The following is a 12529-nucleotide window of genomic DNA, read 5'->3' as shown; positions in this document are numbered from 1 at the left end:
GCTCAAAACAATGGTTGTTAATGAATTTAGAGATAGGTCGTATGAGAAATTAGTTGGTGTATATGATGAAAAGAAAGATGTTCCGTCTGATGTGATAAACAATATTAAACACGTATCGATTAAATGGAAATCTTTTGCATTAAGTTCTAATAGGAAAGCTTTGCAAAATGCAATAGTAGAAAATAAGAACGTTCTGATTACTATTGAGACCTGGCCAAGTTTTAATGCTGAAAGTATTTCTGTTCTTGATGAGGTTCTGAAAGGCAGCTATGATAAAGAGATCAAAGCATTAGCGAATGTAGCGAACCTGAGTAAAGGATCTGTTTTTGTACGGTGGAACCCGGAAATGGAAGTGCCTGTAAAACAATATCCCTGGCAGTATCAATCCCCATCAACTTATATAGATGCATTTAACTACTTTTCGGTTCATTTAAAAAAACTTGCCCCTAAGGTTAAAATTGTTTGGGCTCCTACAGGATATCCAGGTGATTCAGAATTCTGGCCAGGAAAGAATAATGTTGATTTAATTAGCATTGTACTAGGCAGTGGTGGAGAAAAATTATCAAACATATATCCTTCGAATTTAACTGATTTAGATAAATTAAGATTTAAGCTTCATAGACTCCGATTTATGGATAAACCCGTATTTATATTGTCTGCAGATGGGATGGGGAATGTTCAAAAAACAGATTCCATTCTTAAAAAGATTGAAGTAGAAAGAAACTTATATAAAAACACCATTTATTCGAGTGAAAACTTTAAGGAGCCATTTGTTAACAATCAAATCAGAAAGAATTTAGTCTTGGGTGTATTTGACCCTATGAAGAAACTAATAGATGAGCCGGAAATAGGTGTAGAGCATATATTTGTTGATTGGGGTGAAATACAACGAGGGGAATTTCTAAAGAAATTTAATGAGATTATTACGAGAAAGCATGATGTTATTTTAACGATGGAACCTTGGAAAAGTACCAGTAATCTTCCTGATCCAAATGTACTGCAAAGTACGTTAAACGGAAAATATGATAAAGAGATTTCTAAACTTTACAGCGTAATTGCCAATGTTAAACAAACCGTATACCTGCGCTGGGCACATGAAATGGAAATTCCTATTCATCGTTATACCTGGCAGAGCCAGGATCCCGTGGTATACATAAATTCATTCAGGTATTTTATGAATTTCTTAAAAGAGAAACCTAAAAATATTCAAAGAGTTTGGGGACCAGCTGGAGACAGAGGCTCGGCAGATTGGTACCCTGGCAACGATGTGGTTGATTATATCAGTATTGCTATATATGGTTTACCGGATAAAAACATTACTGATGAAAATATGCAGGAGGCTTTTAGCAACATATTTCAACGTAAAAGCTATAGAATGAGGTTCTTCAATAAACCAATATTTATAACTGAGTTCGGTGTAAAGGGGTCGGAGAAATATCAGGATAGATGGTTAATAGATGCTGCGAAAACCATTCAAAACGACAAGCAGATTTTTGGTGCATGTTACTTTAATTTATACGACAATCCGAAAGCCTGGGGCCATATAAAAGCTCCTGATTGGAGCATAAGTAAAAACTMATTAAAGAAATTCAGTTCAGAACTGAAACAAAGTTTTACTTTAAAATAATTAAGTTTTAAGTGTTTGCAGGGATTTGTTATATTTAGCGTATTATAAACTTGGGATGCTCTTAACTTTAAGAAAATATTTATTTTTTTTTCTCTTTTTAAGTACGCTGTATGCTTGCTCAGACAGCCGGTCAAAACGATCTGGTAAAGTTTTTATTGAGCAGAAGGACGGTGATTTTAAATTATTTAGAAACGGGAAACCCTTTGCTATTAAAGGCGCCGCCGGTTCTGAACATTTAGACCTATTGTCTGAACTTGGGGGAAATACCATCAAGACATGGGATACCACCCACATCGACTCTATACTGAAAAAGGCAAACGAGGCAAACATTGCTGTCATCATTGGCTTACCAATACCTGAAAGCAAACACATGTACTTTTATAATGACGATGCAAAGGTCGCCAGCCAATTTAAAGCGATAAAAAAGTTAGTTAACAGGGTGAAAGACAATCCTTCTGTACTAATGTGGTGTGTAGGTAATGAGCTTGTTTTTCCACATAAGCCCTCTTATAATAAATTTTACGGGGCATTTAATGATATCGTTGATATGATCCATAGTGATGATCCAGATCATCCGGTTACAACTACTATGATAAACTTTCAGCGTAAAACGATCTTTAATCTTAAGATGCGAACCAATGTAGATATTATATCATTCAATATTTTTGGCAGAATAGAATCTTTAAGTCAAGAGTTAAAAGACTTTTCCTGGTTTTGGAAGGGACCTTATCTGTTAACTGAATGGGGCATTGATGGCCCATGGGACGGGACTGCGGAAACAGCCTGGGGTGCTAAGATAGAGCAAACAAGTACAAAAAAAGCTGAGCAATATTATTCCAGATATAAAGAGAAAATGCCTGTAAATGACGGAAGATTGCTGGGCTCATTTATTTTTTACTGGGGACAGAAACAAGAAACCACACATACCTGGTTTAGTATTTTTGATGATGCAGGAAACAAAACGGAAGTAGTAGATGCTGCCGAAGCTATCTGGAAAGGCAAGCCATTGACCACCACAGCACCAAAATTAAACTATATGCTCCTGAACAGCAAAGGGGCAAAAGATGATATATTTCTAAAGCCAAATGAGAAAAATACCGCAGAAGTATTGATGTTAAACGGTGATGTCAATGTTAAAAGAATTGTTTGGGAAATTTATCCTGAAGATTGGTATAAAATCAACAATGTAAACAACACTAAAAAACCTTTACTTATTAAGGGGCTTATTGAGCACACTCAGGATTTGAAGGTTATCTTTAATACTCCAATTAAAGAGGGACCGTATAGAATATTTGCAACAGTTTATGACGATAAAGGTTATGTGGCAACATGTAATACACCATTCTACGTATTAAAAACAGATGAAGATAGTAGAGCCAGTAATTAATCCAACGAGAAAACAGACTTTCACTTTACGCTTAATGATTGTCATTGGCATGCTTTGCATGGCTTTGTTTCTTAGGGAGCTGTTTTTAACTGATGCCGAAAGTATTCCATTATACTGGATGTTGATGGCCACACTAATTTTCATGTGCCTTAAAATAGTGCACGAATGGATACATTACTTTTATATAACTGTACCGGATACACCTAAAGCGGAAAAGATATATACCGTTGATATATTTACGACTTTCTGTGCCGGAGAGCCTTATGAAATGATTAATGAAACATTAATCGCTATTAAAGCAATTAAATATCCCCATAACACCTTTTTATGCGATGAGGCCGATGATCCTTATCTAAGAAAAATATGTGAGGAACTCGGTGTAGTTCATGTTACCAGAATAAAGAAAATCAATGCAAAGGCCGGGAACATCAATAATGCATTAAGGCAGTCATCAGCAGAACTTTGCGTGGTATTGGATCCCGATCATGTTCCTTTTCCGGATTTTCTGGACCCAATAGTAAGCCATTTTAATAATCCTGAGGTTGGATTTGTGCAAATTGTACAATCTTATAAAAATTATGACCAGAGTTTAATAGCCAAGGGAGCGGCACAGCAGACATTTCAATTCTATGGCCCGATAATGATGACCATGAATAAATATGGAACTGTGCTTGCTATTGGAGCAAACTGCACTTTTCGACGTTCTGCATTGGATTCTATCGGTGGGCACGCGGCCGGATTGGCAGAAGACATGCACACTGCGATGCAGTTACATGCAAAGGGTTGGAAATCAGTTTACGTTCCTGCGGTATTGGCAAGGGGCTTGGTGCCAAGTACTTTATCTGCATATTATAGTCAGCAATTAAAGTGGTCGAGAGGTGTTTTTGAACTATTGGTTACTTCCTATCCCCAGTTATTCAAGAATTTTACCTGGCAGCAAAAGCTGCATTATGGTATTATACCAATGCATTACCTATCGGGTGTCATTTTTCTTATTAATTTTTTGATACCAATATTTTCTTTGGTTTTTAATACCAGTCCTATAAATATCGTTTTCTTTAATTTCATAACAATTAGCTTCCCGCTGGTGATGTCAATAATCCTGATAAGGCATTTTGTACAACGATGGGTAATGGAAGAAGAAGAGCGCGGATTCCATGTAGTTGGGGGGTTGTTAATGATAGGGACATGGTGGATATTTATTATTGGATTATTCTACACGATTTTACGCAAAAAAGTTCCTTATAACCCAACGCCGAAAGATGGTAGGGATGAAAATAACTGGAGTTTAAATATTCCCAATATAGCAGTAATAGCAATCTCTCTCTTTTCAATAATATTTGGATTATATAAAGACTGGAACCCTTACAATTTGATTATGGCAGGGTTTGCAGGACTTAATTGCATTATATTGTCGTTTACAATTGTTGCAAGCAGACAAAGCCAGTTCAGGAAGTTAAAGAGGAAAGTACCAGTACTAAACTCAACAATGAGTTATGTTTCGGAATTTAAAGCGCGCTTCTGGAAACTCAGGAGAAAAATATATAGTGGAGTTAGGAGTACTGCATTAATGATTACCACACTTATTGTTTGTGGGGCGATCTATTTTGTAAATACGCGCTCTGGCAACGAGGTAAAACCACTGCCTTATAATTATAATAAAGACATATTTATTTCAGGGATATTTGCCCCCGAAAAAAGCAACGGGTTAACTTCTTTAAAGCTTGTTAAGCAATACGAAATTCAGAGTAAATTACATTTTGGTATAGTTTCTCTTTACATTCCATGGGGAGATCATGCTGAATCTATGCTGCCCAACTCACTGATAGATTCAATTTACAAATCAAACGCTATACCGATGATTAGTTGGGAACCATGGCAAAGTTTATTTGATAAAGTAAAAAGTTTTGAGGAAGGGCAGAGAGAAGAAAAGGTGTTCTCACGTATCCTAAAGGGTGATTACGATGATTATTTAAATGCTTTTTCTAAGCAAATAAAATCGCTTAAACGCCCTGTTTTTATTCGGTTTGCCCACGAGGCAGACAATCCACAATATCCGTGGTCTGCTAAAGGAGGGAATAGTGCAGAAGAGTTTAAAGATGGCTGGAAATACGTTCACGACTATTTTAATAAAAATGGTGCCTATAACGCGATATGGGTTTGGAATCCCTGGAAGTCTGATGCGGTGTCGGGATATTTTCCTGGAAGGCCATATGTGGATTGGATAGGTGTTACTAATTTAAATTACGGTACTAGAAATGGTAGCAATAGTTGGTACAGTATGGAACAGCTTTATCAGCCATTCCACAAAAATCCTTTATTCAAAACTGATTTACCTGTTATGCTTGCGGAAATGGGATCGTTGCCAGCTGAGGGTAAGCAAGATCAGTGGTTTCAAAATGCGTTTAAAAGCATTAGACGTAAATTCCCGGAAATTAAAGCAGCTGTATTCTTCAATAGTAGCTTAGATAGAAACACGATAGACACAGCTATTGGCAAGCCTCTGAATTGGAAAATTGAAGATTTTACCAAAGTAGGTTTGGCATTAAAAAAATACAACAAAAAGCGAAGCTGGATAAATTATCCAAATGGTATTGAAACTGCTGTAAACAACACAGAAAGTTCTACAAAAAACACTCAGGTTTTATCAGAGATAAGAGGGGTTAATTATGCAAAAGGTCAGATATGGTCTACCAATTACCATGCTTTAAAGAAGAAAGAAATTGTAGCTGATATTTTGGAAATGAAAAAAGTAGGCTTCAATACGATCAAGTATTTTGGGCCAAGTGTATATGACCGAAATGTATTAAATGTTGCTGAAGATAATGGACTTAAAGTAGCCTACAGTTATTGGCTGCCGGATAATAGTGACTTTATTGCCGACAGAAAAGCTTTAGATAGTTATGCGGATAAAGTGTTAAATACTGTAGCAGAATTAAAGGGTAGAAAAGACATCATTTTATGGAATATTGCAAATACGCCTCTGCGTAAACTGGAACATGATTACTATATGCCAGATCTGTTTTTCCCGCGGGAAGCATATATTTCATGGTTGCATAAGTTAGTAAAGGAGATTAAGAAAATAGATCCGAGCAGACCAGTTACCGTAGATCTGTATGCAAACAATAATCTGGGTAAGAATATCGCCATGCTTCATAGCAGGATTCCTGATATCGACTATTTTGGTTTGGTTGCAGATAAGTACTCTGATTCTGTTGCTATGACTGAAATAAAGAATTTTAAAGAACCGTATTTCTTTAGCAGGGTAAATACTTCAGGTTATTTAAAGAACAAGAGTACTAAAGCAGGTGTGTTTATAGCCAACTGGCAAGATGAAATGACTAATCAATTCGTCACATTTGATGGTCTTAAAGATTACTCCGGAAAGAATAAGTTTGAATTTTATGAGCTGTCAAATCAATGGACCGGTTCAAAATTACCTTCAAAGATGCCAATGATAAAGGTATTGTTGCCTTCGGTAACCATTTTTGCGAATATGCCTGTAACATACCGGGCTTTGGTCTTTAATTCAAACGAGTGGAGTTTACCCAAGCCTGAGGCAAACCTGAGGTTTAAATGGAATCTTGTGAAAACTGATTCCTATGGTAATCCTGTTAATGTGATAGAACTGGGAGAGGGAAGTAGTATGACCTTAACCATTCCCGAGAATCCGTCAAGTTATAAACTATATCTCTATGCAATGAATGATAGTGAGGTCAAGATCGTAAGCACTAAACTTAATATTCCATTGAATTAGAGATAAAACATAAAAGGCTACCATTACAGTAGCCTTTTATGTTTTAATCGGTGGACTTGAGGGGGGAGACAATCGAACTTTTTTGGCTAAAATTAGGCATTCCCACTTATCCTATAATCTTCAATGACTGTATAAGTTCATCGACTATTTTCAGGTGATAGCTCATTAAAATAGGGCTACCTGGAAAATTTCCTGAAATTTCTGCTTTTAAAATACTTTCAGTTTCTTTCTCTTCGAAACTAACGGCCTTCATGGTGGCTTCGTAACGCTCGTTGGCCTCCGCTATCCAATGCTCTATTTCTTTTCTTCCACTGTGCGTTCTGCCCTCATCAAAAACTAGTGCTGTTTCTGAAAAACATTTCGCATAAGCAACGCTATCAAAACTGTTCTGCGCTTGTACTAGATTAGTTATTACTTTCGGTAAGTTCATTTTTTTTTTAATTTTTAAAGATGATTAAATTGTTGGTAAGGTGCCTCCGTCGATAACAAATTCAGTTCCTGTCAGATAACTAGCTCTTGGCGAAACTATAAAACCGACCAGTTCAGCTACTTCCTCCGGCTCTGCAGGTCTGCCGAAGGGTATGCCACCCAAGGCATCCATTACGCTTTTCTGGGCCTCCTCAATGGAAATATTTGATCCTTGGGCGATCCTTTCCAAAAAACCTTTTACTGCAGTGGTTTTTATCCATCCTGGAGAAACAGTCAGTACGCGTACACCTTTTGGCGTTACTTCATTTGATAGGCTTTTACTATAGTTGATCAGTCCCGCTTTTGCAGCGGCATAAGGTAAAGTGGAGTCATATAAAGGCAATTTGCCCTGGATTGAAGCAATGTGGATAATAACACCACTTTTTTGTGCAATCATCTGCGGTAAAAATCCCCTGTCTAGTCGAACAGGCGCAAGCAAGTTTGCCTGTAGGGTGGATTCCCAATCTTCATCGGTTAAGGAGGCAAAGCCCCCGGCCGGTGTTTGCGAAGAACCAAGGTTGTTCACCAAAATATCTAGTCTTCCATAAGTCGACAGCACTTCGCTGGTTACTTTTCGGACTCCTTCTGCCTTACTTAAATCGGAAGGAATGAAATGTAGGTTGCTGTTCTCTTTTTCGGGTGCGTTCCTTGCGGTAATGATAACCGTTGCGCCGGCTTGCAAGAGCCTTTCTGCAATTGCCCTTCCGGCTCCTTTTGTCCCTCCCGTTACCAGGGAAATCTTGCCCAATAACTCATTGTTGAAATTAAATTGTTCCATATTTAAGAATTGTTTACGGGACAAAATTGGGGAGTAAAAACAGTTTACACAATTACGGAATTACGATTCGGATAGGGATAAATTTTTCCCCTATTGCACAAAATGGAACATAGGTGTAACTTTATAAAATGTACCAAAGAAAGATAATACCGAATTTGAATTGTGGACTTGATCTTATCGGTGAAGTACTTTTCGGAAAATGGAAAATCCGTTTGCTATGGTTTATCAATGAGGGTCATAAACGCCCAAGCGAATTGCAACGCAAAATCCCAGATGCTTCACGTAGGGTCTTGAATATTCAGTTGAAAGAGTTAGAAGAGCACGAACTGGTGACTAGAAAAATTTTTCCTGTTGTACCGCCAAAGGTAGAATACAGCCTTACCGAATTTGGTAGGACATTAATCCCAGTGATTGCAGCATTAGGGGAGTGGGGTGATGAAAACGAAGAGCGTTTGCGTGATGTGATTTTAAGACAAGTTTAATATTGCTTAATTTCACCTGTACAAGTAACGCTTCTTTGAAGAATCAACTTTAAACACCTCACCTTATAATTCGCACGGATGCTATACAGGAAAATCTGGATGGTAAAGTATCCCAGCTTTTATAGTTCCCCTTGGTCTTGGTCCCGGGTGATTATGCAATTCTGTTTTACCTTACCTTCTATTTACCAGGGTAAAAATTCGTCTGATTGTGAAAAAGTTCCTGTTGGACCATTCTCATCAATTAATGCCATGGCAACGCCAGACTTAGCACCTTCTTCCGGAGTTAAGGGTGCCTGATCTGAACCGATGGATGTTTGCACCCAACCTGGACTAACTGCATTTACTTTAATCTTGGAAGCGTCAAGGGCATTAGCCAGAAAAACTGTGAACTGGTTCAAGGCCGTTTTTGACGCACTATAAGCATAAGGTTTTAAAGCGTATAACCAATGTTCTTTATCCAAATGAACACCAAAGGAACCGGACAAACTGCTGATGTTTACAATACGCCCCGCTTTGCTTTTTTTTATTGCGGGCAATAATGCCTGAGTCAGCTCTACGGTACCGAAATAATTAATATCAAAAGTATCCCGCAGGGTTTGTACGGGTACAGTTTCCGTGTTATTTCCGAACCACACGCCGTCTAAAAATACGGCTGCATTGTTGATTAGAATGTCCAAGACACCATATTCGCTTTCAATATATTTTCTAACGTTATCAATATCAGCCGGATTACTGATGTCAAGTTTAACAAAGATAACATCTAAAGATGCTTCCCTTAAGGCCGCTTCCGCTTTTTTGCCTTCGATTTCATTTCTTGCCCCTAATAAAACTTTAATATTATGAGCTGCTAGTTGTTTCGCTGTTTCAAAACCTATTCCTTTATTGGCTCCGGTTACTAATGCTAACTTTTTCATTTTGCAAGTTGTTTAATTTCAATGCAAATGTAGAGAGGATGACATGGCCAATGTTAGCGTAAATAAAACCGATCCTTACTAAAATCAAACTTTCTTGCGCAAACTTCGAGGAGCAGCTATTCCTTATGTAATTTTCTGTATCCTGTGGGAGAACTGCGGGCATGCTTTTTAAAGAATAAATTGAAATGTGACGGCTCTTCGAAACCGAGTGCAGAAGAAATCTCCGCAATGTTCCAGTTGGTTAATTTTAATAAGATCTTAGCCTCTTGAACAAGTCTTGCTGCGATGATCTCACTTACGGTTCTTCCTTTGGACAATTTTACCTGGCGGTTCAAATAATTGGGATGGAGTGATAGACTGTCTGCGAAATCCTTTGCAGTTTTAAATTTGATCGTATCCTGAGGGGATTCTATGGGAAACTGCGATTCTAACAATCTTATAAAGGAACAGGCGATAACCTCGGTGGTATTATTTGTTTTTACGAAGGAGCTAAACGGAGCGAGTTTTTGTGCATTAAAAATAATTTCAAGTAAATAGGTGCGTAGCAGATTCTCTTTAAAAGGGCTATCGGTTTGTGATTCATCAAACATTTTATTGTAGACCTCAATAAAGTGTTTCGTCTGTTCCTCTGTAAGGGAATAGATGTTCTGCCTGCCTGGTTTATAGATCGGAAATTCAAGTAGACGATAACCACTGTTAACTTTAGTAATAAACTCCTCTTTAAACACGCAACTGATGCCGGAGTACCCTAAACCGGCCGAATGTATCCCAAAAGGAATTTTTGTGGTGGTGAATAGTAAAGAGTTGCCCGAAACATCAATGTTCTTATCTTCAAATTCAAGCCGATAGTTCCCTTGTAATAAAGTGGCGGTGTAAAATTTCTTCCTGCTATATTCCAATGAAAAAATCGGATTCCCGGTTATGCTCAGGTCCAGTATATGAAAAGTATTTGGACTATTTTGGATTGTGTCTGATAAAGCAGTACTATTTGCCGGGTCAATAGAAGATGTAGCATCAGATATTTTCATAAGCAAAAATAAGTAAAATTCAGTTCAAAGATTAGCGCCTAATTTAAATACATCGTTTCAGCCAGTTATTTGAATAAACATCCCTTTGATTTTTGGTCGATGTAGTGGTAAAGAAGGAAAGGACTTTTCAAAGTAGTTTACTGTTAATAATTAGCTAATTACGGTTTTATGGAAGGAAGTAGTTTAGATAATCGAACACTTTAACTGCTTGATATCAAATGATCTATTATTTTTTTTGAAAAAGAAAAAACCTCTAATTTCTGTTTAACTATTTGTTAATCAATAAATTAGAGGTTATTCCGTGGACCCGAAGGGAGTAATTAGGTTGTTGTTAAGTATTTGTTAGTCAAATGGTTATGTGGAGTGGTTGTTTTTTGGTGTAAATGAAGTAGACTATTTATGGTGTAATTTGTTCTTTAGGTCCTCAATATCCTTTCCTTGTTTTTCTATTATTTTTATGAAATGAGACACTGTACTGTTTAGCATTAACACTTCAGTTTGCAGTGCAGCAACTTCTTCTCGAAAGGCAGCTATATCATGCATATTGTTCGACTTCTTATCAGCTTTCATGTTGCCGGATGAATGGAACCACCATTCTTTACTCAATCCAAAATCTTTGACCATCTTATTAACAACAGTATTGTTAACTGGGATGATTCCGGCCTCCATTCTTGAAAGTGTACCTTGAGATATACCAAGTAACTTTGCTGCTGCCATTTGACTATCTGCGATGTGTTTGCTTCTGAATTCAGTAAGTTTCTTTGATTGGGCCTTATCTACAGCCATTGCTACYTTCATTATCTTATATTTTGTGGGATAGGTGATGAGTCTATCGGGTTTATTGTGAATTTGAATCTTAGTTGAAGTGAATGCGAATTAGGGATTAGATACCCTCCTAAAAAATACCTATCATTTAATGCATCATTTTTATATATCAATATATTAAAAAGGACATCGTCATAAGTTGCCTCTTCCATAATCATATCTATAGCAGCGCCTTGACTTTTAAGTCGTTTCGCGTCCAGGGACTGCATATTAATTATTAATAGTTTATCTTCTTCCTCTTTAGGTGGGTAATTCCAGTATTTAGCGTTGAGATAAGCGATGTCATGTAGAAATTCTGAACCGTGGTAGCCAATTTGAAAACCATGCTCAGGCCATAGATTAGAACCGGACAAGTGACTTTCATGTATTATATGCATAGCCGCTGATATTACACGAGAAAGTTTATCTCGCTTAGCTGCCTGTACTTGATTATGTAATTCAGCTTTGGTTGACATTACTCTGAGTAAGTTAGTTTTGTATGAGGTAATGATTTTGCAAACTTATTCATAACCTCAAAAATAATTTGCTCCCTGGAAATTCCCTTGGTGTATTTTACTGGCGAATAGGTGCTTTGGCTCTCACTAAACGAAACTATCTTAGTGGTTTCGTTCGGGTTATATTGAGAGTATAACGTGATCAGCTTGTCTTTAATTTTTGCGATTATTACTGAATGCCCTTTGCCAATATAATATATGTCTTTAGTTTTAAACGGAGCGCTTATTATTTGACCAAACTCCGAGTCTTTTGATCCTATTCCTAAATCTTGATCAACCAAACCTTGGCCAACTGCTTTAAAATTTTGTCCGGCTGTATCATTATTTTCTATTATTATCTTATATGCGCCCTTAAATGGTATCGTGTCAATTTTCTGAGCAAAGGCAAAGCTGTATGTTGTAATTAATATTAGCGTTAATAGTTTTTTCATGGTTCGTTTATAATTCTTACTACATTAAATATTGCCTGTATATCGTCGAGGCTCCACGCAAAGTCTTTATGTTTAGTTTTATCTGAATTAAAAGAGCCTAAATGAATAACACCGTCTTCTACATCTTGATTCAATATAGTTTTGCATACTATACCATATTCTTTATGTATTACTACAAATGCGGCCCAATTATGATAATGTAATCTACTTTTCCAGTGAGACCGTTGTATTTCTCGGCCAACAACAATAGATCCTTCTGCTATTGATTTCTTTGCTGATTCTTTACTTTCGTAGTTTTCCATACTATCCCCAATTATTTCGAACGCAAAGTATTTTCC

The 12529-nt window shown here is 37.1% G+C and carries 12 protein-coding genes; 4 read left to right on the top strand and 8 right to left on the bottom strand.

All coding sequences use genetic code 11. From position 1 onward, the window contains the following. From AC1DG9_RS14975 to AC1DG9_RS14965, 3 genes are all read left to right on the top strand, one after another. A partial coding sequence (locus tag AC1DG9_RS14975) for a glycoside hydrolase family 26 protein (RefSeq protein WP_477634815.1) occupies positions 1 to 1627 on the top strand: 1627 nt, incomplete at its 5' end. 55 nt (positions 1628 to 1682) lie between these two features. Then, positions 1683 to 3014 carry a glycoside hydrolase family 2 TIM barrel-domain containing protein gene (locus tag AC1DG9_RS14970; RefSeq protein WP_172659730.1) on the top strand — a complete coding sequence of 444 codons (1332 nt, stop codon included), beginning with the start codon at positions 1683 to 1685 and terminating at the stop codon, positions 3012 to 3014. Further along, complete coding sequence (locus tag AC1DG9_RS14965; protein WP_288878950.1) at positions 2989 to 6771, top strand: glycosyltransferase family 2 protein; 3783 nt, start codon at positions 2989 to 2991, stop codon at positions 6769 to 6771. The genes AC1DG9_RS14970 and AC1DG9_RS14965 overlap by 26 nt, the downstream gene beginning before the upstream one ends. Positions 6772 to 6877: 106 nt before the next feature. On the opposite strand, the gene AC1DG9_RS14960 is transcribed toward AC1DG9_RS14965, so the two are convergent. Further along, positions 6878 to 7201, bottom strand: a complete 324-nt coding sequence (locus tag AC1DG9_RS14960; protein WP_288878951.1) for a nuclear transport factor 2 family protein — start codon at positions 7199 to 7201, stop codon at positions 6878 to 6880. 24 nt (positions 7202 to 7225) lie between these two features. Next, positions 7226 to 8017 (bottom strand): SDR family oxidoreductase, encoded by a 792-nt coding sequence (locus tag AC1DG9_RS14955; protein WP_172659733.1) that lies wholly within the window; start codon positions 8015 to 8017, stop codon positions 7226 to 7228. A gap of 128 nt (positions 8018 to 8145) precedes the next feature. Here AC1DG9_RS14955 and AC1DG9_RS14950 point away from each other — a divergent pair, with 128 nt between their 5' ends. Then, positions 8146 to 8499: a winged helix-turn-helix transcriptional regulator gene (locus AC1DG9_RS14950; protein WP_288878952.1), complete on the top strand. Its 354-nt coding sequence runs from the start codon at positions 8146 to 8148 to the stop codon at positions 8497 to 8499. Positions 8500 to 8681: 182 nt separating this feature from the next. Here the strand turns inward: AC1DG9_RS14950 and AC1DG9_RS14945 are convergent, their stop codons facing one another. From AC1DG9_RS14945 to AC1DG9_RS14920, 6 genes are all read right to left on the bottom strand, one after another. Then, entirely contained in the window at positions 8682 to 9413 is a 732-nt protein-coding gene (locus tag AC1DG9_RS14945; protein WP_288878954.1) for an SDR family oxidoreductase, read from the bottom strand. Between the two features lie 116 nt (positions 9414 to 9529). Further along, positions 9530 to 10441 (bottom strand): AraC family transcriptional regulator, encoded by a 912-nt coding sequence (locus tag AC1DG9_RS14940; RefSeq protein WP_172659736.1) that lies wholly within the window; start codon positions 10439 to 10441, stop codon positions 9530 to 9532. Positions 10442 to 10834: 393 nt separating this feature from the next. Further along, complete coding sequence (locus AC1DG9_RS14935; protein WP_477611903.1) at positions 10835 to 11239, bottom strand: helix-turn-helix domain-containing protein; 405 nt, start codon at positions 11237 to 11239, stop codon at positions 10835 to 10837. Further along, positions 11239 to 11721: a hypothetical protein gene (locus AC1DG9_RS14930; protein WP_477611904.1), complete on the bottom strand. Its 483-nt coding sequence runs from the start codon at positions 11719 to 11721 to the stop codon at positions 11239 to 11241. Before AC1DG9_RS14930 ends, AC1DG9_RS14935 begins: the two co-directional genes overlap by 1 nt. Beyond that, on the bottom strand, positions 11721 to 12191 hold the full coding sequence (locus AC1DG9_RS14925) for a hypothetical protein (protein ID WP_477611905.1): 471 nt from the start codon (positions 12189 to 12191) through the stop codon (positions 11721 to 11723). Before AC1DG9_RS14925 ends, AC1DG9_RS14930 begins: the two co-directional genes overlap by 1 nt. After that, positions 12188 to 12529: hypothetical protein (locus tag AC1DG9_RS14920; protein ID WP_477634814.1), on the bottom strand; the 342-nt coding region annotated here is incomplete at its 5' end. The genes AC1DG9_RS14925 and AC1DG9_RS14920, both read right to left, overlap by 4 nt.

The organism is Pedobacter sp. 05L430 (assembly GCF_056397585.1).
Note: the sequence above shows the minus strand (reverse complement) of the source record. Positions and strands in the feature narration are given on the sequence as shown.

Bases quoted from the DNA above. Each gene is read 5' to 3' on its own strand.
- AC1DG9_RS14955 (WP_172659733.1), bottom strand. From the start codon at position 8,017: ATGGAACAATTTAATTTCAACAATGAGTTATTGGGCAAGATTTCCCTG.
- AC1DG9_RS14945 (WP_288878954.1), bottom strand. From the start codon at position 9,413: ATGAAAAAGTTAGCATTAGTAACCGGAGCCAATAAAGGAATAGGTTTT.
- AC1DG9_RS14940 (WP_172659736.1), bottom strand. From the start codon at position 10,441: ATGAAAATATCTGATGCTACATCTTCTATTGACCCGGCAAATAGTACT.
- AC1DG9_RS14925 (WP_477611905.1), bottom strand. From the start codon at position 12,191: ATGAAAAAACTATTAACGCTAATATTAATTACAACATACAGCTTTGCC.
- AC1DG9_RS14950 (WP_288878952.1), top strand. From the start codon at position 8,146: ATGTACCAAAGAAAGATAATACCGAATTTGAATTGTGGACTTGATCTT.
- AC1DG9_RS14965 (WP_288878950.1), top strand. From the start codon at position 2,989: ATGAAGATAGTAGAGCCAGTAATTAATCCAACGAGAAAACAGACTTTC.
- AC1DG9_RS14970 (WP_172659730.1), top strand. From the start codon at position 1,683: ATGCTCTTAACTTTAAGAAAATATTTATTTTTTTTTCTCTTTTTAAGT.
- AC1DG9_RS14930 (WP_477611904.1), bottom strand. From the start codon at position 11,721: ATGTCAACCAAAGCTGAATTACATAATCAAGTACAGGCAGCTAAGCGA.
- AC1DG9_RS14960 (WP_288878951.1), bottom strand. From the start codon at position 7,201: ATGAACTTACCGAAAGTAATAACTAATCTAGTACAAGCGCAGAACAGT.